This window comes from Staphylococcus sp. HMSC069D12 (assembly GCF_001810405.1).
GTDB lineage: Bacteria > Bacillota > Bacilli > Staphylococcales > Staphylococcaceae > Staphylococcus > Staphylococcus haemolyticus.
In genome coordinates this window covers 13,998-39,646 of record NZ_KV801114.1, presented here as the reverse complement: position 1 = coordinate 39,646, position 25,649 = coordinate 13,998, and the positions used below count along the sequence as shown (strand labels likewise).

Annotated in this window: 21 protein-coding genes and 2 pseudogenes; 7 read left to right on the top strand and 16 right to left on the bottom strand. The window is 33.8% G+C overall.

From position 1 onward, the window contains the following. The first annotated feature begins 203 nt into the window (after positions 1-203). Complete coding sequence (locus tag HMPREF2737_RS08690; protein WP_037550290.1) at positions 204-2,168, top strand: fructose-bisphosphatase class III; 1,965 nt, start codon at positions 204-206, stop codon at positions 2,166-2,168. Between the two features lie 277 nt (positions 2,169-2,445). On the opposite strand, the gene HMPREF2737_RS08685 is transcribed toward HMPREF2737_RS08690, so the two are convergent. Beyond that, on the bottom strand, positions 2,446-4,227 hold the full coding sequence (locus HMPREF2737_RS08685; protein ID WP_037550293.1) for a cation:proton antiporter: 1,782 nt from the start codon (positions 4,225-4,227) through the stop codon (positions 2,446-2,448). A 253-nt stretch (positions 4,228-4,480) separates the two neighbouring features. Between HMPREF2737_RS08685 and HMPREF2737_RS08680 the strand changes: the two genes are divergently transcribed. After that, positions 4,481-5,518 carry a YkvI family membrane protein gene (locus tag HMPREF2737_RS08680; protein ID WP_371090191.1) on the top strand — a complete coding sequence of 346 codons (1,038 nt, stop codon included), beginning with the start codon at positions 4,481-4,483 and terminating at the stop codon, positions 5,516-5,518. Between the two features lie 61 nt (positions 5,519-5,579). On the opposite strand, the gene HMPREF2737_RS08675 is transcribed toward HMPREF2737_RS08680, so the two are convergent. The 4 genes from HMPREF2737_RS08675 to HMPREF2737_RS08660 all read right to left on the bottom strand — a co-directional run bounded on the left by HMPREF2737_RS08675 (position 5,580) and on the right by HMPREF2737_RS08660 (position 8,574). Further along, entirely contained in the window at positions 5,580-6,173 is a 594-nt protein-coding gene (locus HMPREF2737_RS08675; protein WP_037550299.1) for a methylhydroquinone degradation carboxylesterase MhqD, read from the bottom strand. 15 nt (positions 6,174-6,188) lie between these two features. Beyond that, entirely contained in the window at positions 6,189-7,094 is a 906-nt protein-coding gene (locus HMPREF2737_RS08670; protein WP_037550302.1) for a VOC family protein, read from the bottom strand. Positions 7,095-7,108: 14 nt separating this feature from the next. Then, positions 7,109-8,077, bottom strand: a complete 969-nt coding sequence (locus HMPREF2737_RS08665) for a ring-cleaving dioxygenase MhqE (protein ID WP_037550306.1) — start codon at positions 8,075-8,077, stop codon at positions 7,109-7,111. Between the two features lie 62 nt (positions 8,078-8,139). Further along, positions 8,140-8,574, bottom strand: coding sequence for a MarR family transcriptional regulator MhqR (locus HMPREF2737_RS08660; protein ID WP_037550309.1), 435 nt, complete (start codon positions 8,572-8,574; stop codon positions 8,140-8,142). 177 nt (positions 8,575-8,751) lie between these two features. Here HMPREF2737_RS08660 and aldA point away from each other — a divergent pair, with 177 nt between their 5' ends. Then, on the top strand, positions 8,752-10,179 hold the full coding sequence (gene aldA / locus HMPREF2737_RS08655) for an aldehyde dehydrogenase (protein ID WP_037550312.1): 1,428 nt from the start codon (positions 8,752-8,754) through the stop codon (positions 10,177-10,179). A gap of 49 nt (positions 10,180-10,228) precedes the next feature. Here the strand turns inward: aldA and HMPREF2737_RS08650 are convergent, their stop codons facing one another. Next, complete coding sequence (locus HMPREF2737_RS08650) at positions 10,229-11,191, bottom strand: metal ABC transporter solute-binding protein, Zn/Mn family (RefSeq protein WP_037550315.1); 963 nt, start codon at positions 11,189-11,191, stop codon at positions 10,229-10,231. 173 nt (positions 11,192-11,364) lie between these two features. Between HMPREF2737_RS08650 and HMPREF2737_RS08645 the strand changes: the two genes are divergently transcribed. Together HMPREF2737_RS08645 and HMPREF2737_RS08640 are read left to right on the top strand one after the other, a co-directional pair. Continuing rightward, positions 11,365-11,646: a GNAT family N-acetyltransferase gene (locus tag HMPREF2737_RS08645; RefSeq protein ID WP_037550318.1), complete on the top strand. Its 282-nt coding sequence runs from the start codon at positions 11,365-11,367 to the stop codon at positions 11,644-11,646. Positions 11,647-11,884: 238 nt separating this feature from the next. Then, entirely contained in the window at positions 11,885-12,691 is an 807-nt protein-coding gene (locus HMPREF2737_RS08640) for a VOC family protein (protein ID WP_037550321.1), read from the top strand. Between the two features lie 227 nt (positions 12,692-12,918). Here the strand turns inward: HMPREF2737_RS08640 and HMPREF2737_RS08635 are convergent. The 3 genes and pseudogenes from HMPREF2737_RS08635 to HMPREF2737_RS08625 all read right to left on the bottom strand — a co-directional run bounded on the left by HMPREF2737_RS08635 (position 12,919) and on the right by HMPREF2737_RS08625 (position 16,457). Next, positions 12,919-13,826: pseudogene (locus tag HMPREF2737_RS08635) on the bottom strand (phosphate/phosphite/phosphonate ABC transporter substrate-binding protein). Between the two features lie 240 nt (positions 13,827-14,066). Then, complete coding sequence (locus HMPREF2737_RS08630; protein WP_037550324.1) at positions 14,067-15,560, bottom strand: aldehyde dehydrogenase family protein; 1,494 nt, start codon at positions 15,558-15,560, stop codon at positions 14,067-14,069. 240 nt (positions 15,561-15,800) lie between these two features. Next, entirely contained in the window at positions 15,801-16,457 is a 657-nt protein-coding gene (locus tag HMPREF2737_RS08625; protein ID WP_037550327.1) for an NAD(P)H-dependent oxidoreductase, read from the bottom strand. A gap of 315 nt (positions 16,458-16,772) precedes the next feature. Between HMPREF2737_RS08625 and HMPREF2737_RS08620 the strand changes: the two genes are divergently transcribed. Further along, positions 16,773-17,765: a D-lactate dehydrogenase gene (locus HMPREF2737_RS08620; protein ID WP_037550330.1), complete on the top strand. Its 993-nt coding sequence runs from the start codon at positions 16,773-16,775 to the stop codon at positions 17,763-17,765. A gap of 60 nt (positions 17,766-17,825) precedes the next feature. Here HMPREF2737_RS08620 and HMPREF2737_RS08615 read toward each other — a convergent pair whose 3' ends face one another. Beyond that, positions 17,826-18,623 carry a Cof-type HAD-IIB family hydrolase gene (locus HMPREF2737_RS08615; protein ID WP_037550333.1) on the bottom strand — a complete coding sequence of 266 codons (798 nt, stop codon included), beginning with the start codon at positions 18,621-18,623 and terminating at the stop codon, positions 17,826-17,828. 240 nt (positions 18,624-18,863) lie between these two features. After that, positions 18,864-19,466, bottom strand: a complete 603-nt coding sequence (gene srtA / locus HMPREF2737_RS08610) for a class A sortase SrtA (protein WP_016930795.1) — start codon at positions 19,464-19,466, stop codon at positions 18,864-18,866. Between the two features lie 158 nt (positions 19,467-19,624). Between srtA and HMPREF2737_RS08605 the strand changes: the two genes are divergently transcribed. Beyond that, entirely contained in the window at positions 19,625-20,119 is a 495-nt protein-coding gene (locus HMPREF2737_RS08605) for a GNAT family N-acetyltransferase (RefSeq protein WP_037550336.1), read from the top strand. Between the two features lie 113 nt (positions 20,120-20,232). On the opposite strand, the pseudogene HMPREF2737_RS11895 reads toward HMPREF2737_RS08605, so the two are convergent. The 5 genes and pseudogenes from HMPREF2737_RS11895 to xylB form a co-directional block, all read right to left on the bottom strand. Further along, positions 20,233-20,400: pseudogene (locus HMPREF2737_RS11895) on the bottom strand (hypothetical protein); the annotation flags it as partial. Between the two features lie 383 nt (positions 20,401-20,783). Continuing rightward, entirely contained in the window at positions 20,784-21,680 is an 897-nt protein-coding gene (sdaAA, locus tag HMPREF2737_RS08595) for an L-serine ammonia-lyase, iron-sulfur-dependent, subunit alpha (RefSeq protein ID WP_037550365.1), read from the bottom strand. Between the two features lie 13 nt (positions 21,681-21,693). Then, positions 21,694-22,380: a serine dehydratase beta chain gene (locus HMPREF2737_RS08590; protein ID WP_011274863.1), complete on the bottom strand. Its 687-nt coding sequence runs from the start codon at positions 22,378-22,380 to the stop codon at positions 21,694-21,696. A gap of 2 nt (positions 22,381-22,382) precedes the next feature. Next, positions 22,383-23,429, bottom strand: coding sequence for a PTS sugar transporter subunit IIC (locus tag HMPREF2737_RS08585; protein ID WP_016930797.1), 1,047 nt, complete (start codon positions 23,427-23,429; stop codon positions 22,383-22,385). A gap of 411 nt (positions 23,430-23,840) precedes the next feature. Continuing rightward, positions 23,841-25,328, bottom strand: coding sequence for a xylulokinase (gene xylB / locus HMPREF2737_RS08580; protein ID WP_037550368.1), 1,488 nt, complete (start codon positions 25,326-25,328; stop codon positions 23,841-23,843). Between the last annotated feature and the right edge of the window lie 321 nt (positions 25,329-25,649).

Below are 25,649 nucleotides of genomic sequence, written 5' to 3'. Positions count from 1 at the left end.
CTACTGCCAATATATATTTGTAGCCTGAGTCATTAAATTATGTCCCAGGCTTTTATCTTACATATATTTAAACTTTAAGAATTAATTCTGACATTTTAAGCATCACCATTGAAAAAGTGGTGCTTTTTAAAGATAATTAATGTAAGCGATTTTATGACATATCTACCCATATGAATATCAATTCCAAACAGGAGTGAAATTAGATGACACAAACGACTGAAAGTGAATTACGAGAGAAATATTTAGATTTATTATCACAACAATTTGATAGTCCTGAGAAGTTAGCAACTGAAATTGTCAATTTAGAGTCTATTCTAGAATTACCAAAAGGTACTGAACACTTCGTCAGTGACCTTCATGGTGAATACGAATCGTTCCAACATGTATTGCGTAATGGATCAGGTAATGTCCGTTCAAAAATAAACGACCTTTATGCAAAGACATTATCCCAAAAAGAAATCGATGACTTAGCTGCCCTCGTCTATTACCCCGAAGAAAAATTAAAACTTGTGAAAAATAACTTCGATTCAAAGGGAAAATTGAATGTTTGGTATATTACTACAATTGAACAATTAATTGATTTAATTACTTATTGTTCATCAAAATATACACGCTCAAAATTACGTAAAGCGTTACCGAAAGAATATACATATATCGTTGAAGAGCTACTTTATAAGAATAATGAATTCAACAATAAAAAATCATATTATGAAACACTAGTAAATCAAATTATCGAGTTAGAACAATCTGACGACTTAATTATTGGTTTATCTTATAGTATCCAACGTCTAGTAGTTGATCATCTCCATGTAGTTGGTGATATTTACGACCGTGGTCCTCAACCAGATAAGATTATGGACACGTTAATCAATTATCACTCTGTTGATATTCAATGGGGAAACCACGATGTCTTATGGATAGGTGCATATGCTGGTTCTAAAGTATGTTTAGCCAACCTACTTCGAATATGTGCACGATACGATAATTTAGATATTATTGAAGATGCTTATGGAATTAATTTACGTCCGTTATTAACGCTTGCTGAAGAACATTATAGTGGTGATAATCCTGCATTTAAACCTAAGAAACGCCCTGATAAACCAGTTGGGCTATCTAAACTTGAAGAAAGCCAAATCACTAAGATTCATCAAGCCATTGCGATGATTCAATTCAAACTAGAAATGCCAATTATCAAACGTCGTCCTACCTTTGAAATGGAAGACCGTTTAGTCTTGGAAAAGGTCAACTATGATACGAATGAAATCACGATTTACGGTAAAACATATCCTTTAAAAGATACATGTTTCAGTACTGTGGACCCACAAGATCCTGGTAAATTATTACCTGAGGAAGAAGAAGTTATGAATAAACTGCTACTTTCTTTCCAACAATCTGAGAAATTGAAACGTCACATGTCGTTCTTGATGAAGAAAGGAAAACTTTACCTTCCATATAATGGCAATCTTCTTATTCATGGTTGTATCCCTGTTGATGAGAATGGAGAAATGGAATCATTCGAAATTGAAGGTAAACAACATAAAGGTCGTGACCTTTTAGACGTGTTTGAAAGACATGTGCGCTATGCATACGACTACAAAGAAATCACTGATGATCTATCAACAGATTTAGTGTGGTATTTATGGACTGGTAAATATAGTTCACTTTTCGGAAAAAGAGCGATGACAACATTTGAACGTTACTTTATTGAAGATAAGGCTTCTCATAAAGAACCTAAGAATCCATATTATTATTTAAGAGAAGATGTTGATATGATTCGCAAAATGTTAAAAGACTTCGGTCTCAATCCAGATGAAGGTCGAATTATCAATGGTCATACACCTGTTAAAGAAATAGATGGTGAAGACCCTATCAAAGCAGATGGTAAAATGTTAGTTATCGATGGTGGATTCTCAAAAGCATATCAAAAAACGACAGGTATTGCTGGTTATACATTACTTTACAATTCATTTGGCATGCAATTAGTCGCACATCAACATTTTGATTCAAGAGATAAAGTACTATCAGACGGTGCAGATGAATTATCAGTTCGTCGTGTTGTAGATGAAGAATTGCAACGCAAAAAAATCAGAGATACCAATGATGGTAAAGTACTTCAAGAACAAATCCGCATCTTAAAATTATTAATGCATGATAGATACTTAAATTAATACAAATATTTATGACACCATAAAATAAAGGGCAATTTCTATATATTCAAAATAGAAATTGCCCTTTTTAAATTTTATTTATTCTTAATAACAGATAGTAAAGCACACAAATAGGTAAGTAATTCTAAAATGGATTATGAAACATAGTTGCTAAGGCTCCTAAGGGAGCAGTGGCGTAAATGAACGTAAGTGTTCACACACTTACGTAAGTAGTTCTAATGATTAAAATCAAAGAACTACTTTACAATCCTCTAATTAAACACAACTTAAACTATTTTCAATACACATTTCTTAAGATGCCGTATGTGCCTTGATCATATTGTGGTATAGGTTTAGTACTTTTATTAAATGAGACAACACTATTATCATCAACGTGATAAATAATCATATCATGATCAGTAATCGTGTCGTATTCCTCTGCAAGTACCTCCACAATATTCTTATTACTTATCGTATTATCAAACCATCTTGGACTGTGTGATTCATCAAATAAAATATGATTGCGTAATGGACCATTTAAGTTATTACGTGCCTGTTCATCAGTAAATGACACTGGCATCATACTTACATTATTCAATCCAAACTCCGGTACCAATTCATTAAACGCTAAACTATTAAAAATAAACGACTTAGTCATTAATAGACATTTATTATAACGAATTAAATCCGCATATATTCGATCACTACTTGATAATAAATTCCCCTTAAACACTTCAAAACCAAGTTCTTCTGCCTTCTCCGACGTATTCTCAAACAAATTAAATACCATAATAGGAATATCATGTTCATGCAATTTCATACCTAGATGGAATGAAAATTCACTCTCTCCTACTATAATAACGCCTGGTGGTTCTGTACTCGCAAGTCCAAGCAACTTACTCAATGGCGTAAAGCTAAAGCCATAAATGACAACTGTAATAAACACTAGTCCAAACGTCACTGGCGTGATATAACTTGCCATTTTCACATGATCATCCATGAATAATCCTCCAAAGAATTGTGCCACAGTTAAAACAACAATCCCTCGAGGTGCCATCATTGCAACAATAGCGCGTTCTCTTTTCGTGATCTCTGTACCTATTGTTGATAATAAAACAGAGATTGGACGTACCAATACAATCATTGCAATCGCAAAAATCACTAATTGCCATGACAAGACATCCATCAATACAGATGACGTTAATGACGAAGTGATTAATATAAAGACGGTAGATACAAGAATAGATGATGCATTTTCAATGAAATGATCTGACTCCTTGTAAATTAAATCATGTCTCTTATAACGTGCCATCATTAAGCCGAAAATAGTAACGGCTAATAATCCTGATTCTTGTAATATTTGGTCACAAATACTAAAGACTAATAAAATAAAGACCAACTGAATGGAAGGCATCAAATTTTGCGGAATAAAATCACGTTGAATTAACCAATTGAAAACGAATGATGCTCCGAAGCCAATAATGGCTGTTATAATCATTTTCAAAATAAAGATGAGAATAACTTGGACACCAAAACCTTGCTCAAATATTTGATAAATATAAAACGCTGTTAATGCGAGTATCGGTCCTATTGGATCTAATATGATACTTTCCCATCTTAAAATAGAGTCAACACTCTTACGCACCTTTGCTTGCTTAAGAAGTGGCTGAATGACGGTTGGACCTGTAATTAAGAATAATCCGCCCATCACAACCGCAACAGAGATTGGAAAATCTAAAATTTTATTTAATGCAATCGCACCGAGCACCCATGATATAGCTGCGCCAACGGTAATAATTCGAATGACCGCTTTAGAAATGCCTCTTAATTCACGAAAGTCTAAATTACTACTTCCTTCGAATAAAATGACAGCTACAGCTAAAGACACAATTGGACTAAATACTTCGGCTCCCAATGTTTCTTGAGGGTTAACTAGTCCCAATATTGGTCCAATCAATAAGCCCACAATCGACATAACTACAATTGATGGCCATTTAATCTGTGTCGCTAACCATTGACTAAATATGCCTAATGCTAAAAATAAGACAATGATTAACATGACAGGTAAATCTAATGACATACCTACACCTTCCTCAATAAGATTCAATTTTTTTAATACTGTGTAATACTATCAAACTTTGATTAAGCCTGCATTATTATTTTATAAACAACCTGTTAATGCCTTTTTCGGACACACGATGTTCACTTCGAGTAAACTTTCCTATTTATTTCTAGTATCTTTTCATCTAAAATAGGTAATTGCGTTTAAATATATGAATTTAGAAATGATTTGAAAGGAAATTTTAATTGTGCAACTTTTTAAAGAGAGTATCATGGTAGCTTTCGCATTTGTTGGTGTTGTCGTTGGTGCTGGTTTTGCTACTGGTCAAGAAATATTTCAGTTCTTCACAAGTAACGGTATCTATAGCATCTCTGGCATTATTGTTACCGGTTTGATTATAACGCTAGCAGGCGTGTTCGTATTAAACGCTGGCTTTGTCATTCAATCTCATAACCATTCTGAGTCTATTCGATATTATTTACATTCAATCATTGCACGTATCTTTGATATTATCTTAACTTTATTCTTATTCTCCTTAGCGATGATTATGACTGCGGGTGGTGCGTCAACTATACATGAAAGTTTCGGATTACCTTATTGGTTGAGTTCATTAATTCTAGTGTTAGTCATTCTTATGACGCTATTTCTTAAATTTGAACGTCTGATTACGATATTAGGTATGGTTACACCGTTCTTAGTCATTGTTGTTTCTATTATAGCTATCTATTATTTTATAACAGGGGATTTAAACTTTAGTGCGGCCAATCATTTCAATAAGGAGCATCAATCTCTATCACTTGGTTGGTGGTTTGATGGGTTAAATTATGCAAGTCTACAAATTGCAGCCGCATTTAGTTTTTTAAGTGTTATGGGCGGTCGCATGCAGCATCGTCAGTCTGGCTTATGGGGTGGCCTAATTGGTGGCATCATTATCACATTATTGTTATTAATGATTAATTTTGGCCTTGTTACAGAATTTGAAGATATTCAATCTGTCGCATTGCCGACCCTATTACTCGCAAGTCACATTTCACCATTATTAGGCACAGTGATGTCGATTATAATGGTTCTTGTTATCTATAATACGATTGTAGGTCTTATGTATGCATTTGCTTCCAGATTTACAGAGCCATTTTCCAAAGGGTACTTTGTACTCATCATTATAATGGCTATCATCACGTTTATATGTACATTTATCGGTTTCATTTCTTTAATTGGAAAAGTCTTCCCAGTCATGGGATTATTTGGCTTCATACTCCTTATCCCAATTTTATACCAAGGGTTTAAACACTTAATATTCTCTAAATAATTTAGGAATACACTAAAATGGACCCAAAGATGCGAACCATACATCTTTGAGTCCTTTTCCATTATGAATTCAGTATTTCTTGACCTTTCTGTAATCCAGCCTGTGTAATTTCATGACTATTGACCCATACTTCTGTAACCTGTGCACCCAGTTGCTTAAATAAATTAATAACATGTTCACTTTGTTCAATAGATACGATTGGATCATTCTTTCCCATTGATAATAGAACGTCTACATCACTCATATCTTTGCTTGTTGAAGCGTCTATTGGATAAAGTGGCGCAAATAGTAATGCTTTTTTAAACGGTGCTTTGTCACGTAACATTAAGTTAATCGCAATATTTGATCCATTAGAGAAACCAACTAAAGCCGTTCTATTCAAATTAAATTGATACTGTTCAGCCGCTTCATAAATAAAATCTAGCAGCCGTTGACCTCGATATTCTAAATCTTCCTCATCGTATACACCTTTAGCAAGACGTTTGAAATAACGATTCATACCATTCTCATTGACTTCTCCACGAATACTTAACAAGTTATAGTTAGGATTTAAAGCTGTTCCAAGTGGAATAAGATCTGTTTCATCCCCACCAGTACCATGTAACAAAATTAACGTAGGTGAGTTATCCTTACCTGGTCTATAAATATGTTCCATTTGTGTCACCTCTCCTTAGTACTCTTTTAATTTTAATGGCATTAAATGACCTTCTATTTCATATCTTCTTCCCTCGTAAAATGGAGGTAATTGTAGTTGTTTACCTAAATCATTTACATCTTCATCAATCGTGAAGCCAGGTCCAGCAGTCGCAAATTCAAATATTAAATTGCCAGGTTCTTTCATGTAAATCGCATGAAAATAGAATCGTTCTTTCACATCTGTTACATGCAAGCCTTTATTAAGAAGATAATCACGCCATTGTACATGTACCTCGTCATTTGGTACTGACCATGCAATATGATGGAAGATGCCACCACCCCAACGTACAGGTTGTGGGTTTACAAACTTTTTCACAATAATTTGATGATGCACGCTACCACTCGTTTGATAGTGCACATTGTCATCTGTTTCTTGAATATATTCTAACCCTAAATCATTTCGCAACAATGCTTCCGTAGCTCGAGGATTAGCTGATAGCATTGTTACGCCATGAAATCCTATGATGTCATTGTTAACACATTCGTCATCACTCTCAACCATCGCTAGTGTTAATCCGTGAATGTCCTCAAATTCTAACGTTGCTCGATTGAATGATTCAGTTTGACGTGTTTGAATCCCATTCGCATTCAATTTCATTTCCCAATGTGACATGCTATCTTTCGGTATTCTAAACGCTAATCGTCCAACCTGACCTGAACCGATACGACCTCTATATTGATTTGGCCAATTAAAGAAAGTAAGTACCATATCATGTTGCGCTCTGTCATTTGAGAAATATAAGTGATATGTTTTTGTATCATCATAATTTACTGTCTGTTTAATCAAAGTTAAATTTAATACATTTGTATATAAATCATATGTTTCTTGAGCATCTCCTACAATCGCTGAAATATGATGAATATGTGTAATTGGTTCCATAATTCAATACCCCCCTATTTATAACTTTTTCCAGTTGTATCAAACGGACGAACTTGCGCTTCAATCGCTTCTCTTTGTTCCTCCAAAAATGGTGGAAGTGATAATTTCTCTCCTAGCGTTTCATAGGGTTCATCACCCATAAAACCAGGTCCATCAGTTGAAATTTCTAACAAAATATGACCGATTCTTGCATACAATGCTTCAAAATAAAAACGGTCAACTAAACCAGAGTTTGGTATGCCTAGTTCTTGATATTTCTGTATCCAGTGTTCAATAGCCTCATGATCTTTCACTCTAAACGATGCATGATGGACTTCACCATATCCTTGTACAGCAACTGGTCTCTCTGAATCCTTTCTTAAAATAACTTGACCACCATTGCCACCTTCACCGACTTCAAGCAATGCTACATCTTCTTCATTCATAATTGTTCGCATTCCATATATATTTTCCAACAATTGTTTGAAATTCTCGAAGTAACTAACCGTAATTTCGATTTGTCCTAAGCCATAAATTGCTTTATCCTCTGGAACCGGACCATTCTTCCATGATTTACCTGGTGAGACACCGCTATTGCCTTCATCAGATACTAATTGATAGTCTTGTCCATCCTCCTCTTGAAAAGGCAATACCTTCTTACCTAGCACATCTTGAATACCATCATGTTTTATACCAAATGCATCAAAACGCTTCATATAGTATGTCAATGCTTCATCACTCGGAACACGAAACGATGGTTTAGTAATCGAATTGGTACCTTTACGTCCTTGAGGAATTCCAGGAAAATCAAAGAATGTCATATCTGTACCAGCTGTCCCCTCATCATCTGCAAAAAATGTATGATACGTTTGAATATCATCCTGGTTTACTGTTTTTTTAACTAGTCTCATACCTAGTACTTCGGTAAAAAATTTATAGTTACGTTCAGCATCATCTGTAATTGCAGTTACATGATGAATACCTAATAAATCATGTTTAGCCATATTAAAAACCTCCATTTATTTCGATTTCGAGATAATTTTCGTTATAAATAAAAGTGCACGATTTACACTTCAGTAGATTGTGCACTTAATTTTTTGAATGCTTGCTGAATCGTTATCAATTCTTCATCTGATAGAACTGAAAATGCTTGTTCTAACGTTGTGGCATGTTGTGGAAATATATCTGACATAAATTGTTGACCTTTGTCAGTAAGTGTGGCGTTATATACACGCTTATCTGATGGATCTTTATCACGTGTAATCCAACCTTTGTCTTCTAATTGGCTCACAACGTATGAAATACTACTACTCGCGATGAGCACCCTATCTCTAATACGTTGAATAGGTTGTGGACCTTTACTATAGAGTAATTCTAACACTGCAAATTCCGTCACGTTGAGCCCGTAATTCTTTACATCTTGTTGCACGATTTTTTCTAATGTATCTAATGCTCTATTTAGACCAATAAATGCTTTTAATGAATGTTCTGTGCGATCCATTTACTCACCACCTTTAATTTATTTCTATTTCGAGATAAATTGTACATGCGTTTCAATTAATCGTCAATATGTTAGCTCTATTATAATTTCAATATCTATTTATTTCTATCTTTTTTCAAAATGAAATAAGCATGGAAACGGTTGTTACAGGGAATACAAACATTGGAGGTGTCTCAAATGACCAATCAATTATTTATAAATAATGAATTTGTAGAGAGTAAATCTAGCGACACGATGGAAGTCATCAATCCTGCTACAGGAGAAACATTTGATACCATTACTTTCGCAACTGAGGAAGAAGTTAACGAGGCAATCGAAAAATCTAAACATGCACAACTTGAATGGGAAAAAGTACCAGCACCAACACGTGCAGAGCATGTAAAATTATTAATTCCTTTATTAGAGCAAAACAAAGATGAACTTGCCAAATTGTATGTTAAAGAACAAGGTAAAACATTAGCGCAAGCTGAAGGTGAAATCGATAAAGCTGTGCAATTTATTGATTATATGACAAGTTTAAGTATGCGTAATAAAGGCGAAGTACTACAAAATAGTGTATCGAATGAAATGATTCAATTAATTAAAAAGCCAATTGGTGTAACTGCAGGTATCGTGCCATGGAATGCACCAATTATGGTCTTAATGCGTAAAGTGATTCCAGCACTTGTAACGGGATGCTCAATCGTCATTAAGCCAAGTGAAGAAACAACATTATTAACGTTAAGATTGGCTGAGCTATTCCGTGCTTCAACAATTCCAGCCGGTCTAATTCAAATTGTACCAGGCACTGGAGAAGCTGTGGGTACACAGCTTGCCACACATAAAGATGTACAACTCATTTCTTTAACAGGAAGTATGCGTGCTGGTAAAGCAGTTTATAAGAATGCAGCAGATACAGTAAAAAAAGTGAATCTTGAATTAGGTGGTAACGCACCTGTCTTAGTTACACCTCATGCTAACCTGGACAAAGCGGTGGACTACATTGTCAAAACAAGAATTAATAATGCTGGTCAAGTATGTACTTGCCCAGAGCGTATATTTGTTCACGAAGATGTTCATGATGACTTTGTAAACAAGGCTAAACAACGTATGAGCGACTTACAAGTCGGTGACCCATTAGACGATAACACTGATTATGGTGCTATTATCAATCAAACACAATTGGACAGTATTGATGATAAAGTGCAAGAAGCCGTTAAGAATGGTGCAGACTTAGTTTTAGGTGGCCATAAATTAGATCGCGCTGGTTTCTTCTATGAACCTACAATTCTTGATAATGTTAAAAAAGATGACAGTGCCTTTAAAGAGGAAATTTTTGGTCCTGTTCTAGCAATTACAACTTATAATGATTTCGATGAAGCAATTGATTACGCAAACGATACAAATGCAGGTTTATCTTCTTATATCTTTTCAGAGAATTTAAAAGAAGTGATGGAAGCTACAGAACGTTTAAAATTCGGTGAAGTTTACGCTAATTGCGAAGCAGAAGAAGTTGTTAATGGTTACCATGCTGGTTGGAGAGAATCAGGTTTAGGTGGTGCAGATGGTATTCATGGTTTCGAAGAATACTACAATACAACGGTGAGCTATATTAGATATGAATAAATAGGTATAAAATATCCCCATCTCCTAATGAAAGGATTGGGGATATTTTTTATTGATTCAACGCTTTATCCAACGCTTTAATATTCTTTTTCATGATTGATTGGAAAGTTAAGTCTTTGTCGTTAACTTGTTCTTTAGATAGAACAGACAAATTATTAAAACTTACTGGTTCTGCATTGGTTTCATCACGAATAACATCAGTTATCTTTGAAGTGATATTTTGTTCGTAAAGGATATAAGGTTGCTTCGATAGATTGATTTGTTTAATAAGCGCAAGAATATCCTTTTGACTAGGCTCTTCGTTATTCATACCACTGACACCCTCTTGTTGAAGGTGATAGCGCTCTGCTAAATAACCTAATGAATCATGAGAGATAGTTACTTTTTGTCTTTTAGGATTTTTAGTAATTGTTTTCAAATTATTGTCTAAATCTGTTAAATCCTGATTTAATTTCTTAAAATTTTGTTCATAATATGCTTTGTGTTGAGGATCCCTTTTAACTAAATCATTTTTTATTTTTTCTGCAAAATGCTTGTCTAAGACCGGGTCAAGCCAAACATGTGGGTCGTGACTTTCCTCTTCATGACTATGATGGTGGTCGTGATCTTCATGATCATGGTCTTCTTCAAGCAATGTATGATGATTTAAATCAGCTGCAACTGCTAATTTCATATCATCGTTGGTCATTGATTGCGTAATCGTCTTTGCCACTGGATCTAAGTCGTCACTTGAATATATAAATAAATCACTTTTAGCAATATTAATCATATCTCTTTGAGTTGGTTCATATGTATGGGTGTCTGCACCTGGAGGATAAATCGTATCCACATTGACATATTTGCCACCTATTTGTTTGGTAAAACTTTCAAATGCAAATACTGTAGTATAGATATTTATTTTATTATTAGTTGAAACATCTTTCTTTTTCGCATCCGAATATTGCCCTGTGCTACAAGCTGATAAAGCAATACTAATGCACAGGACGATAATGAGATAGCCAATCCTCTTCACACAGAACCCTCCAAAGCGTAATAAATTCGTTTTTAACTATATCTTTAATAATGTAATAATGCAATATCTATGTTTATTATATTATTTAGGATAAAATATTTAATTATAAAATGTTTTAGATTTCTTCAAAAGTGATAGATAGTAATATGACATTATTAAAGGAGTGACGTTTTATGACACAAGAAATTAAACAAGGACATCAACAATTTTATGTTGGCGAAGATGAACAAAATGCTCAAGCTGTCATTACGTTTAAACAAGTAGATAATAATGAAATCGACATTGACCATACTGGTGTCGCTGATGAATTAGGTGGACAAGGTCTAGGAAAACAATTAGTTGAAGCTGTCGTTAATTATGCACGTGAAAATAACTTAAAAATCATCGCATCTTGTCCATTTGCGAAAGACGTTCTAGAGAAAAATGATGATTATCAAGATGTTTATTTAGGATAATCTATTTCATAATCGTTGTCATACAATTTGAAGTTAACTGAAATGTTTCACAGAATTAGCTTTTAGGCTAGGATGAGGTTTTTAATCACCTTTATTACATTAGTCTAAAAGCTTTTTTGTATGCTTTTAAAGTTTTAAAGCAACTGTCTTGATTAATTTAACGATTAGTAGTATATTTATTATACTTAATATAAATAATAAATAAAGATGACTTATTCATCTTAGGAGGCACTACATTATGAATGAATTTCACACTACTGAAGCAACACAAGTTACTAATATTACATTAAACGTTGAAGACTTAAATAAAATGACAAACTTCTATAAAAATATACTAGGATTTTCAATTAAAGAACAAGACTACAATCATGTCATCTTTAATGTTGGTGCTAATGGTCATACATTAACACTACAATATTTAGAAGATGGCCGCCGACCTGGATTTAGAGAAGCTGGTTTATTCCATATCGCTTATTTACTTCCAACACGCACAGATTTAGCAAACTTTTTATTCCATGCTAGTCGTTTGAATGTACCTGTAGGTGGTGGTGATCACCTTGTAAGTGAAGCGTTATACTTTAATGATCCAGAAGGTAACGGCATTGAAGTATATCAAGATCGTCCATCTGAAGATTGGCAATGGGATGGTAATTTTGTAAAAATGGATACACTTGCAGTAGATGCGGACGATTTAATTGCACAACGTACTGAAGAAGGTTGGAACGGTTGGCCAGCAGATGGCAAAATTGGACATTTACATCTTAAAACACACGATATCGGGCAAGCACGTGACTTTTATGTGGAACAAATAGGTTTAGAACACATTTCTAATTTCCCACAAGCTTTGTTCATGTCTACTCAAAAATACCATCATCATATCGCTACTAATGTATGGCAATCTAACCAAGCTAGAACAGATAACGAGACTACTTATGGCTTAGTTCATTTCGATATATATAAACCAAATGCTAAAGAAGAACATATTACATCTCCTGAAGGCTTTGATATTACAGTTCACAGTGATACAAGTGTCGTTCCAGGATAGAATGATTAATATTTGGCATCGTTTATAAAACATGTCATTTTAAATAGATTGGGGGCGGGACAGAAATAATATTTTTCCAAAATTTATTTCTGTCCCGCCCCAATAACAAGTTTGTCTTGGATTAAAAAGAAGCTTGCTACAAGTGTATTTTTAATTCAGTCAACTACTGCCAATATATATTTGTAGCCTGAGACATTGATTTATGTCCCAGGCTTAATCTTAAATTTTTATTCCTCGACAAGTTTTCTATATTTTCTTACTGTATCAAAGTCACTATCTTTTGTTTTTTCATAGCCATGATGCCCATAAATATCTGTAAGTATTTTCTTACCTTTTTCAGATTTACTAATATCTAAAAAAGCATTACTGATTTTAGTTTTCCACTGTTTACTCATATCACCACGCACAGAAATCGTATCATTTGGTATCTTATCCGTGCGATAAATCGCTTTAGTGTCTTTATATATTTTGGGATAATTTTGCTTTAAATCAGCACGTGCATCTTGATATGTAGCTACAGCATCCACATCACCGTTTAACAAGGCTATCAATGCTTGATCATGCCCTTTAATTTGAGCAATTTTGATATCACTCTGATTAACGTTAACTTTTTTAAGCTTGCCATTGGATAAATATATCCCGAAGTAGATTCTGGGTCTTGTAAGCCTACTTTAGCCCCTTTTAAATCTTTTAACTTATGTAAATGACTGTCTTTACGAACTACGATTTGTGAGCGATAATAATCGACTAATTTATTAGTTGTATTACCTTTATCATCTACTAAATAGCCTTTGGATTTCAACAGTACATCTGCAACACCTTTATCATGTGCGATGGTATAAGACACTGGTGAAATAAATGCAACATCCACTTTCTTTGATCTTAAAGCTTCTACCATTGCATTATAGTTAGTTGCCACATGTACTTTAACTGGAAGGCCTAATTCCTTTGACAACTGTTGCTGTAACGGTTTCACTTTAGCGTTCAACGTTTTTGAATTTTGGGATGGTACAAATCCTACTTTTAATTCTTTTGGTTCATGGTCATTCGAATGTTTCTCATCATGTTTAGAACAACCACTCAGGGTGAGTACTAATATTATAAAACTAATTAATAGTACTTGTAATTTTTTCATCATTTTTCCCTTTGCAAAATATAGATTTTAAAGACTTAAATTGTATTATAACTTATTTAATTTAAAAAAGTCTCAATCTATCAATTTCTAAATAAAACTTCTACAATATGTAATTTGTAACTATATCATATGCGCTTATCTTTTAAACTCATAAAAAGAGCTATCTGCAAAGTCTCGGCTTTGCAGATAGCTCACATTCAATTTAAATGATATTCATTTTTTATTTATAAACTAACTATCTTAGTATAATCCTTTTGTTTGATTGCTAGTATCAATGAAGATATTTTTAACTTGTTGATAGTTTTTAATAGCGTCTTTATAAATTTCACGACCGATACCAGATTTTTTATATCCACCGAATGGCGCACCAGCTGGGAATTGGTTATAAGTGTTAATCCAAATACGACCAGTTCTCATTGCTTTAGCAACATTTAATGCACGGTTAATATTAGTAGTAAAGATACCACCAGCTAAGCCGTATTCTGAATCATTCGCAATTTTAATTGCTTCAGCTTCATCTTCAAATTTTTCTACTACTACAACTGGTCCGAAAATTTCTTCTTGTGCTAATTGATGACTATTATCTTTAATTTCGATGATTGTAGGCTCGAAGAAGTATCCTTTGTCACGTCCATTATCTGTTAAGCGATGACCACCTGTTAAGATATTAGCATTTGAATCTTCTTCAGCAATTTTTACGTAGCTTTCAATTTTTTCAAGTTGTTCTGGGCCAGTTTGAGCACTCATTTTAACGTCTTCATCAAATGGGTCGCCCACTTTGATATTTTCGAAAGCTTCTTTTAATTTAGGCATTACTTTATCATAGATTGAAGATTGTACTAATAAACGTGAACCAGCACTACATACTTCACCTTGGTTGAATAAAATACCTAATTGTGCACCTTCAACAACTTGATCTAAGTTTGCATCGTCAAAGATGATATTAGCACTTTTACCACCTAGTTCTAATGTAGTTGGAACGATACGTTCAGCACCTGCTTTCGCAACGCCGTAACCAACGTCTGTTGATCCTGTAAATGATAATTTGTTTACACCTTCATGATTGAAGATTGCATCACCTGATTCTGAACCTTTACCAGTTAATACATTTACGACACCTTTAGGTAATACTTCTTGGAAGATCTTCGCAAGTTCAATTAATGATAATGGTGTAGAAGAAGATGGTTGAATTACAATTGTATTACCCGCAGCTAATGCTGGTGCTAATTTCCATGACGCTAATAAAATTGGGAAGTTCCATGCAACTACAGCACCAACAACACCTACTGGTTCATTGACAACTAAACTCATTGTATTCTCATCAATTTCATTGACTGAACCTTCGTCTGTTGTTAATACACTCGCAAAATATTTAAATTGATTTGCTGTTAATGGCACATCAATTGTTGACGTTTCTCGATATGGCTTGCCATTTTGTAACGATTCAATTGTCGCGAAGTGTTCCACTTTTTCATGAATTCGACGACTAATTTCTAATAAATAGTCCGCACGTTCTTCTTTAGATGTTTTACTCCAACTGTCAAAAGCATCTTGCGCAGCTTGTACTGCTTTATCAACATCAGATTTACTTGCTTTAGCTACTTTAGCTAAATCTTCACTATTCGCAGGATTAGTTACAGTTAATGTGTCTCCACTTTCGCTTGCTTGAAATTCACCGTTGATAAATAAACCGTATTGTTCCTCTATGAAATCTCTAACGTTTACTTTTGCCATTTTTCATCATCCCTTTATATAAATTTATGAAAAACCTTATGTGCGTTGTGTTTACATCGAAATGTAAGCGTTTACTTAAAACTACTATTATTTTACCTTATTTACATTTTTAAATATACTAACTTGCTTGTAATATTTTTCCGTGTATTAAGCTCTTTAAACATCATTAATTCTAGTTATAGAATCTATCACTTATAGATGAAAAAAAAGAGAGTATTCACTCTCTTTGATTATCCTATATTAAATCCATTCAATAACATCTTCGGCGGGTTGACGAACTTTATCTTTTGGTTCTTCTTTTCGATAACCAAATGCAACCATAACTGATGGTGCGAAATGTTCTGTATCGATAACATTTTCTTCAGCTAAGATTTCAGTAACTTTATCTAAATCAAATCCTTCCATAGGACATGAATCAATTCCCAATAATGCTGCAGTGGTCATCATGTTAGCTAATGCAATGTAAGTTTGTTTACTCGCCCAGTCTAATAATGTTCGCTCATTATCGTTAATATGGAAATTCGTTTGGAAATTATTAAATTTATCTTCAACTGCTGGAATCGTACTTTCTTCGTATTTTTTAATATCTCGAATTATATGTTGTACGTATTCTGAATCTGCAGTGACATTTTTGCGTGCAAGAATAATAACGAAACGACTTGCTGTATTTAATTGCTTTTGTGCTCCCCAACTATATGGTTTTAATTTTTCTTTTAAATCTTCATTCTCAATAACAACAAAACGCCAAGGTTCCAATCCTAGTGAACTAGGTGATAAACGACCTGTTTCTAATATTGTGTGGAAGTCTGAGTCACTGACTTTCTTTTTAGGATCAAATTCCTTTGTTGCATGTCTAAAATTAAAAGCATTGATTATTGTCTCTTGCATTGAACTCATGAAATATATCCTCCTTAGATAGTACTAATTTGATTATAAAGTACGTTTCCTTTAGCATAAAATTATACGCTTACAAAAGTTATCATAAAAAATAAATGAAAATTTACTATTTTTATGTTAATTTTTAACAATAGAAAAATAAATTTCGCATTTCCTATTGATTTGTGAATAAATTCACAATATAATATATTTGTAAGTTAATTAATAGAGATGTTTCAAATCATTATTCCAATTAATATTCACATTTCTATAGACAACTTAAGAAAACTTATTTATTAATTATAAATTCATACAAAATGAAGTGAGGTTATTAAAATGACAAAAATTATGTTTTATGGAACTCGTGATTACGAGAAAAATGACGCTTTAAACTGGGGTAAAGCGAACAATGTTGAAGTTGTTACAACTGAAGAAATTTTAAGTGAAGATACAGTTGATTTAGCTAAAGGTTTCGATGGTGTTACTACAATGCAATTTGGTAAATTAGCAGACTCTGTTTATCCTAAACTTGAAGAATATGGTATTAAACAAATTGCTCAACGTACTGCTGGTTTCGACATGTACGATTTAGAGTTAGCTAAAAAACATGACATTATCATTTCAAATGTACCTAGTTATTCACCAGAAACTATTGCTGAATATTCAGTTTCTATCGCTTTACAATTAGTTCGTCGCTTCCCTGAGATTGAAAAACGTGTTCAAGAACATAATTTCAAATGGGCTGCACCTATTATGTCTACCCCTGTTAAAAATATGACAGTAGCTATTATCGGTACAGGACGTATTGGTGCTGCAACTGGTAAAATTTATGCTGGTTTCGGAGCTAAAGTTGTAGGTTATGATGCATACCCTAACAATTCATTAGACTTCTTAGAATATAAAGATACAGTTGAAGAAGCAATTGCTGATGCTGATATCATTTCATTACATGTTCCAGCGAATAAAGAAAGTTTCCACTTATTTGATGCAGATATGTTCTCTAAAGTTAAAAAAGGCGCAGTATTAGTAAATGCAGCTCGTGGTGCTGTAATTGATACACCTGAATTAATTAAAGCTGTTAATGACGGTACATTATATGGTGCTGCTATTGATACTTATGAAAACGAAGCGTCATACTTTACTTATGATTGGACAGGTAAAGAGATCGAAGATGAAACGTTATTAGAATTAATTAAACATGAAAACATTTTGGTCACTCCACATATCGCATTCTTCTCTGATGAAGCTGTGAGAAATTTAGTTGAAGGCGGATTAAACGCAGCATTATCAGTTATTAATACTGGTAAATGTGAAACTCAATTAAACTAAGATATGTGTTTAATAAATAAAAAGGAGAATTCTCAAAATTGAGAGTTCTCCTTTTTTAAGCTATTTCAATACTTCTTGCTCGATAATCTGTAATACCCCTTGCTCATCATTACTTGGAGCAACTGCCTTGGCAACTTCAAATAGTGTTTCATCATGACTATTAGCCATTACATAACTGTGCTCGGCTAATTCAAGCATGTCCTTATCATTGTTAGCATCTCCAAATGCCATCAAATCAGAAGCAGACATATGCCACTCATCCAATAAACGTTGAAGTGCTTGCCCTTTTGTCATATTAGGCATAATAATATCAATACTATCATGTCCACTCGATACGAGTTTAATAGTATTGCTAAACTTTTCCTCTAAATCAGTATCAAGTGTTGAATGCGTATCTCGATTAATATTTAACGCAATCTTGACATATTCATCATCCGGTAATGGTTGAAAAGAATCAATTTCCTCCAACTGATGATAGTAGAAATGCGCATCTTCCTTAAATGCTTCACTCGTGTCTTTCAATATATAGGCACTCTTTAATCCGCAAACAATAAATTCTTTAATGTTTCTATCAATATTTAAATAATCAACAACTTCTTTGTAGTCTGTTTGATTGAAGCTACGATAATTATATAAATCTTTACCTCTGTAAATAACTGCACCATTTTCAGAAATAAAGAACATATCTCTTTCTCCGAATATAGATTGTAATTTAGCAAATTGATTTCCACTTGCAGCAATGAATTCTATATTGCGTTCTTTCAATGCTTTAAATATCTTCTCAAAACGGTCTTTATCATAATTCTTTTTAGAATCTAAAAATGTACCATCCATATCTACTGCAATAGCTTTAACCATGTGCAATCCCCCTAGTCCGTTGTATTCACATTTATTATATATATCATCTAATTAGGGTTGAAGTTCACACTAACATGATGAAACTATATTCACATTCTGAAATTAAATACAATTAATAAAAATAGCATGATTATTTCTAATGCTAAATTTAAAGGAGTGACACAAGATCTACATTGGATGTCTTGTATCACTCCTAATGACTTAGCATTTATGTTTTATGTAACGATTGGTGTTTTTTATTTATTTAACTTGTTTCGCCACAAAGATTTTACGTTTTTCCCAAACACCGGTTTGCTCATTGTAATCATCACATGTGATTAATGTTAATTGATTCTTTTCACCTTTGTGTTCGTCTAATACTTCAACTTCGTCTGGATTAACATCACGTATACTAGTCATTTTATATTCGCGTGTTTCTTTTCCTATCTTGAAGTATACTTTGCTACCTTTTTTAGCTGCTTTTAAGTTTGTGAATTGGTAATGTGGTCTATCGGTAAATGTATGACCTGCGATTGATATATTTTGATCGCTTAGCGATTCATCTTTCTCAGCGAAACTTACACCACGATTTAACTGTTCTGGTGTCGCTGGTCCAGGATACACGGGTTCTTTAATCTCTGCATCTGGCACTGATATATACCCTGCCATTTTAGTTTTATCCTTAGGAATGGTTGGTGTTTGTTTATTGCTAGACTTATCCTGTTTATCATATTGTTCTATTTTGTTGTCGTTATCTTTTTCATGTAAATAATTATCGATATGTGGTTTAGCAAATAGATACACTGCTACTAAGATGAGTATGACGCCAAGTATCGTCATCAATCGATTAATCCAATTCTTCATTATGTGTTACTCCTTTAACGTGACTTTCTTAGGTCATAGTATATCATGTTTATTTCGTAAGTTTAATTTAATTTATCGTGTCATATATAATTACATATAGTTGCAACAATTGAAATCTCGTTTTAAACTGATACAAACTTAGAAAAGTAGGTGCCATAATGATTAGAGAAGCAAAAATTGAAGATTTACCGGCAATACTATCAATCTATAATGATGCAATATTGCATACTACAGCTGTTTACACATACGATATTCAAACTTTAGATGAACGTAAAGCTTGGTTTGACATGAAGAATAAAGCAAATGAACCTATATTTGTATTTGAACAAGCTGGCAAGGCTGTTGGTTTTGCAACTTACGGTCAATTTAGAAACTGGCCGGCTTACTTATATTCTATTGAACATTCGATTTACGTAGATAAATCAAATCAAGGCAAAGGCATTGCTTCTCAATTATTACAACATCTTATTGAAGATGCCAGAACTAGAAATTATCGTACTATTGTAGCTGGTATCGATGCTTCCAATGATAGCAGCATCAAATTACATGAAAAGTTTAACTTCAAACATGCAGGTACCATTCAAAATGTTGGCTACAAATTTGATCGCTGGTTAGATCTTGCTTTTTACCAATATGATTTGCATGACAAATAAGAAAAGTAAGTGAGTCCCTTTTACTCACTTACTTTTCTTTTATCGTCTTTTTCAAAAAAGTCTTCCTTCTCATGAAAGAATTCTTTCTTAAATAAAGTTTCTATTTGTTTCCTCTTTTTCTCCGCAATTACAAAATCCACATAATAAAACAGGAATACAATAATCATACTTAGTGACATCGATTGTAATAAGAGATTCTCCCATGTTCCCTCAACTGTCCATAACTGTGTAATGGTTGTGTTAATCACGAATATAAAAAAGATGATACATAACCTTAGCATATCATCATCCCCTTTTCGGCTATTTTAAACGTATTAGTGAAATTTTGCAATAACTTTTTAAATTTTCTGATAAATATATGGAAGTAGAACATATCTGATATTTTCTCAAAGTTTATTTCGTTTTAACCCCAGCTTGCTTAGCTTGTAGAATTTCTTTATAAAATTCTCTTTGCTGGGGCCCCAAACCCCAGCTTGCTTAGCTTGTAGAATTTCTTTATGAATTTCTCTTTGCTGGGGCCCTGACTAGATTTGAAAATGCTTGATTCAAGTGCGTTTTCAAACCAGATAGCTACTGCCAAAATGATAAATTTGTCATAAGTATTAAAAAAGCCATTCTTAAATGTTATATTGACATTCAAGAATGGCTTCTAATTTCAATTATATTATGAAAAGCTATTAACTTCAGCTTCACCAAAGATTTTACGTTTAATTGCATCACCTGTTGGTGTACCTGCTAAACCACCAAGTCCTGTTTCTCTTAATTCAGCTGGTAAGCCACGTCCTACTTTATCCATAGCTTCAATAACTTCATCTACTGGAATTCTACTTTCAACACCAGCTAATGCTAAGTCTGCAGAAATTAATGCATTACCAGAACCAATTGCATTACGCATTACACATGGAATCTCTACTAAACCTGCTACTGGGTCACAAACTAGACCAAGTAAATTACTAATCGCTAATGCCATAGCGTGTCCAGATGCTTCCGGTTCGCCACCGAAGATTGATACTGCAGCTGCTGCTGCCATTGCTGAAGCTGAACCTACTTCTGCTTGGCAACCTCCTGTAGCACCTGCAACACTTGCATTGTTAGCAACAACGCGACCAAATAATGATGAAACGAATAAGAAATCAATCATTTGTTCTTCTGTAAGTTCATGTGTTTTTTCTAATTTAAATAATACGCCCGGAATCGTTCCGGAGGATCCAGCTGTTGGAGTTGCACAAATGATACCCATAGCTGCGTTTACTTCATTAGTAGCAACCGCACCTTTAACTGCTTCAACCATTTCATGTCCTGATAAGGCATGATTATTCTCGTTATATTTAGCAAGTTTAATGGCATCTTGACCAGTATAACCTGTTACACTTTTAACACCTTCGCCAGTTGATCCTTTAATTACGGCATCTCTCATGACGTCTAAATTTTGTTTCATTGTTTCTCTAACTTCGTCACGCGTCTTGCCTGAAAGTTCCATCTCTTCTTGAATCATAATATCTGCAAAAGACATTTTATTTTCGACTGCGTAGTCTATAGTTTCTCTAATTGAATCAAACATCTTTAATCCCCCTCTATTTAATATAGGATATATTTAAATGACTATATTTTTCTTTAATTTGATCTAACGTTGATTCAGATAATGCTTTGTTTAGTGGTAATACTGCTAAACTAAAATTATCGCCCGTTTGTGTCATTTCCTCTTTAATGTCTGCACCAAGTTCATTCACATCATTGATAAAGTGATTAACTTCTGATTTATTTGCCGCTCCATCCATTTCTAAGATAGGCAAACCATAGTTAAAATCAATGTCTAGTCCTTCTACACTGATGCGTTTTAATTTAATCGTACCGCCACCAATTGAGTTACCAATTACTTCAATGTGACGACCATTTCCTTCTGCAACAAGATACGCACAGTTAGGGTGCTCACCAATACTGTCGCCTTCTTCTTCAATAATATTTACTTCAATGTTTTGATCTTTAGCAATTGCTAATGAACTCTTAATACGACTATCGAATGTGCTATAGCCCATTGCACCACCAACGATAGCTAAATCTGTACCGTGTCCTTGATGAGTTTGAGCAAAGGATTCGTAATAATGAATTGTTAATTTATCTGGCTGCATACCACCTAATACTGCATAAGCAGCGTTTCCAATTTTAACTGCACCTGCTGTATGAGAACTTGAAGGTCCCATCATTACAGGGCCAATAATATCAAATGCACTTTGATAATCGTAGCTTTTTTTAGTAGCCATAATTAAACACTCTCCTTAGGTTGTTTCTGTTTACTAGGCAATTTTATGCTCATATTCATTAGGTTGAATTTTTTAATTAACGTACTGAAGATAAATGCTAATACCACACTTACAACTGCAACGACGATGATTGTAATTATTGATTTTGTAGCATCGTTAAATCCGAATAAGACGATTGCACCTGCAATTGGTGTTGCCATACCTTTAACACCGATTACGAGTCCGCTGAATGTAACAATACAAGCGTTTACAACACCGATAATTGCGTTCGTACCATATAATTGTAGAGGGTATTTTGCGATTAAATCGATTTGTGTTAATGGTTCAACAAATACTGCGAATGCTTTTGATTTACTTCCGCCAATATTAAGTCTGCTAAATAATACATAGTTAACAAATGATGAACCAGTACATGTTAAAGCACCGATAGCCATTGGTATACCAGTTAGTCCTAATAAGCTAGTTAATACCATTGAACTTAGTGGTGTCATACCCGTTACTGGAATTACTAATCCTAAAATAATTGCTAATGCGTATGGATTGCTGTCTCCTACTGATGTAACTGCACCACCGATTTGAGTTAATACAGCCATAACCCCTGGGCTAATAACTGTAGCTAAGCCAAATACAAGTGCTGGAGCAATTAAAATCACAGCAATTAAGTCCAACCCTTCTGGGACTTTTTTCTCGATAAATTTAATACCGAATGAAATAATATACGCTGCTATAAATGCTGGTAATAATTTAAAGTCGTGTAATACTAGTCCTATGATTACTGCAAAAACAGGTGAGATGCCCATTTTCAAGCCAGTTAAGATACCTACTGCAACACCTGCAAGACTTCCTGCCAAATCTCCTATTGTTTGTAAAAACTCGATATGGAATACGCCACCAATAGCGTAACTTAGGAATGCTTGTGGTAAGAAAGTTGCACAAGCAGCTCCTGATAAAGCTTGTAGTCCCTGTTTACCGTATGGCGCAAAGTTTAAGAATAGCGTCATAACGATAAGCACTAATACGAGTGTTCCTACTCCTAAAATGATATTCATTCCCCAAAACCTCTTTCTATTTATTTAACTACCATAGTCATACTACAACGTGAAGAAAACGATTTCAAGACATATTCAATGACAAAAAAATAAAATTGTGAAATAAATCACATTTAGAGACTTTTTGAGGTTAAAATATTTTTAGTTTTAAATTTTTTGAAAAGAAATAAATAATATGTGTTATTTTACACTAATAAAAACTGCTTTGTAAACCTTTTCAACAGCGTATTTATTATTTGAAATTTCGGGTAAATTGTATACATTTCTTTCTTGATATTTTCACTTTAACGTGACAACTAACCTTTACATAACAAAGTGCTCACATTTGAAATTGTTGCAAAATTAAAATGATTTAGTTTTTAACATAATAAACTGGAACAACCATTGCTGCTCCAGTTTATTATCATTCAATTAATCTTCAATTTTTAATAATGCTTCAGTTAATTGATGCGTATGACGGTAAATATCTTTATATACTTTATAATATGCTTCATATTGTGCGTGTCTTTTAGCGTCTGGTTCAAATGTTTGAGCAATATCTATAAACTTATCTACACAATCATCGAAACTTTCGAACCATTGCAGTCCATATGCTGCAATCATCGCAGCGCCCATACTAGGACCCTCTTCGTGTTTTAACTTTCTTATTGTAGCATTAAAGATATCTGCTTGCATCTGCAACCAAAATGAACTTTTTGCACCGCCACCAATTGAAGTAATATGCGTAATCTCTTTACCAGCTTCTCGCATTAATTGTATAGAGTCATATAAAGAGAAGGTAATACCCTCTAATACTGCTCTAGCAAAATCTGCCTTATTATGGCTACCACTAATACCAATAAAACTGCCTCTTATAAAAGCATCTCCATGTGGAGTACGTTCGCCTGATAAATAAGGTGCGAATAATAAGTGGTTAGAACCAATTGTTGAGATACTTGCTTGTTTAACGATATCGTCAAAGCTTTCATGTTCAAAGAACGTTTGTTTAAGCCAATTTAAACTGTAACCTGCTGCTAAGGTTACGCCCATAGCATAGAATGTTTGTGGAACGCTATGATCAAAGAAATGTATGTTGTTCTTGTATTCAGTGTAGCCTTCGCTTTCAACATTGAGTACGACACCTGATGTCCCGATACTACAAAGCGTATCGTTACCATTAATGATTCCTGCACCAATGGCACCACATGCGTTATCTCCACCACCAGCATAAACCTTTACAGGAGCTTTGAAACCAAGCTCTTGTTCTAATTCTGAACGAACTACTCCAACTTCCTCTGTTGAACGTACTAAAGGTGGATAAATATCTCCGATGCCTAATCGTTCACCTACATCTCTAGTCCAATCATGTGTTTTTGGACTTAATAGTAATGTGCTGGCTGCATCAGAATATTCCATGTGAATATGACCTGTTAAACAATAGCGTACGTAATCCTTAGGCAATACGAAGACACTTACTTGTTCCCAAAGTGATGGCTCATTTTGTTTCATCCAAAGCATTTTTGGAAGTGTGAATCCTTCAAGAATAGGATTGCCATTCAATCTTTCACCATATACTTCTTTGATTTGCGCACATTGTTCAGAGTTACGGGTATCATTCCATAGAATGGCATGACGTACAGGTTTATGTTCGCTATTCAATGGCACTAAACCATGCATTTGTCCTGAGAACGAGATCCCTTTGACAGTATAATTCGCCATTATAGGCACTTCATTAATATATTTAATACCTTTCTTAACCACTTTAAACCATTCTTCAGGATCTTGCTCACTATAACCGGCACGATCTTGTATCAACGTTAAAGGTTCACTCGTTGAAGCAATTACTTCTCCTTGTCTATTAACAGCTATTATTTTAACTGCACTCGTACCTAAGTCTATTCCTAATACTACATCTTCCATAACCATTCCACCTTGTCCATCATTATAAGAGGCGCTCATCTTACATATCATGTAAACAATTCAATATATATTTATTTTATATAATTTTAATATTAAATTCTATAACCTATATATTTATCATATCGATTTTAATGATAATTTCAATAGTAAACTATGATTTCAATTCTTTTCCCTTTATTCCTATTTAGAAAAAGGTGTTGGACAGAAATAACATTTTCTCAAAATTTATTTCGTTGTCCTACCCCGTCAAAGATGACTAGGTTTGAAAAAAGCTTTATTCAAGCGCATTTTCAAATCAGTCATCTACTGACAAAATAATAA

Excerpts from the sequence above, each read along its gene's own strand:
- HMPREF2737_RS08685 (WP_037550293.1), bottom strand. The coding sequence starts at position 4,227 with ATGTCATTAGATTTACCTGTCATGTTAATCATTGTCTTATTTTTAGCA.
- sdaAA (WP_037550365.1), bottom strand. The coding sequence starts at position 21,680 with ATGTTTGATTCAATTAGAGAAACTATAGACTACGCAGTCGAAAATAAA.
- HMPREF2737_RS08640 (WP_037550321.1), top strand. The coding sequence starts at position 11,885 with ATGAATGAATTTCACACTACTGAAGCAACACAAGTTACTAATATTACA.
- xylB (WP_037550368.1), bottom strand. The coding sequence starts at position 25,328 with ATGGAAGATGTAGTATTAGGAATAGACTTAGGTACGAGTGCAGTTAAA.
- HMPREF2737_RS08680 (WP_371090191.1), top strand. The coding sequence starts at position 4,481 with ATGGTAGCTTTCGCATTTGTTGGTGTTGTCGTTGGTGCTGGTTTTGCT.
- HMPREF2737_RS08590 (WP_011274863.1), bottom strand. The coding sequence starts at position 22,380 with ATGGCTACTAAAAAAAGCTACGATTATCAAAGTGCATTTGATATTATT.
- srtA (WP_016930795.1), bottom strand. The coding sequence starts at position 19,466 with ATGAAGAATTGGATTAATCGATTGATGACGATACTTGGCGTCATACTC.
- HMPREF2737_RS08630 (WP_037550324.1), bottom strand. The coding sequence starts at position 15,560 with ATGGCAAAAGTAAACGTTAGAGATTTCATAGAGGAACAATACGGTTTA.
- HMPREF2737_RS08665 (WP_037550306.1), bottom strand. The coding sequence starts at position 8,077 with ATGGCTAAACATGATTTATTAGGTATTCATCATGTAACTGCAATTACA.
- HMPREF2737_RS08620 (WP_037550330.1), top strand. The coding sequence starts at position 16,773 with ATGACAAAAATTATGTTTTATGGAACTCGTGATTACGAGAAAAATGAC.
- aldA (WP_037550312.1), top strand. The coding sequence starts at position 8,752 with ATGACCAATCAATTATTTATAAATAATGAATTTGTAGAGAGTAAATCT.
- HMPREF2737_RS08625 (WP_037550327.1), bottom strand. The coding sequence starts at position 16,457 with ATGAGTTCAATGCAAGAGACAATAATCAATGCTTTTAATTTTAGACAT.
- HMPREF2737_RS08585 (WP_016930797.1), bottom strand. The coding sequence starts at position 23,429 with ATGAATATCATTTTAGGAGTAGGAACACTCGTATTAGTGCTTATCGTT.
- HMPREF2737_RS08670 (WP_037550302.1), bottom strand. The coding sequence starts at position 7,094 with ATGGAACCAATTACACATATTCATCATATTTCAGCGATTGTAGGAGAT.
- HMPREF2737_RS08675 (WP_037550299.1), bottom strand. The coding sequence starts at position 6,173 with ATGGAACATATTTATAGACCAGGTAAGGATAACTCACCTACGTTAATT.
- HMPREF2737_RS08615 (WP_037550333.1), bottom strand. The coding sequence starts at position 18,623 with ATGGTTAAAGCTATTGCAGTAGATATGGATGGTACATTTTTAGATTCT.
- HMPREF2737_RS08645 (WP_037550318.1), top strand. The coding sequence starts at position 11,365 with ATGACACAAGAAATTAAACAAGGACATCAACAATTTTATGTTGGCGAA.
- HMPREF2737_RS08660 (WP_037550309.1), bottom strand. The coding sequence starts at position 8,574 with ATGGATCGCACAGAACATTCATTAAAAGCATTTATTGGTCTAAATAGA.
- HMPREF2737_RS08605 (WP_037550336.1), top strand. The coding sequence starts at position 19,625 with ATGATTAGAGAAGCAAAAATTGAAGATTTACCGGCAATACTATCAATC.
- HMPREF2737_RS08690 (WP_037550290.1), top strand. The coding sequence starts at position 204 with ATGACACAAACGACTGAAAGTGAATTACGAGAGAAATATTTAGATTTA.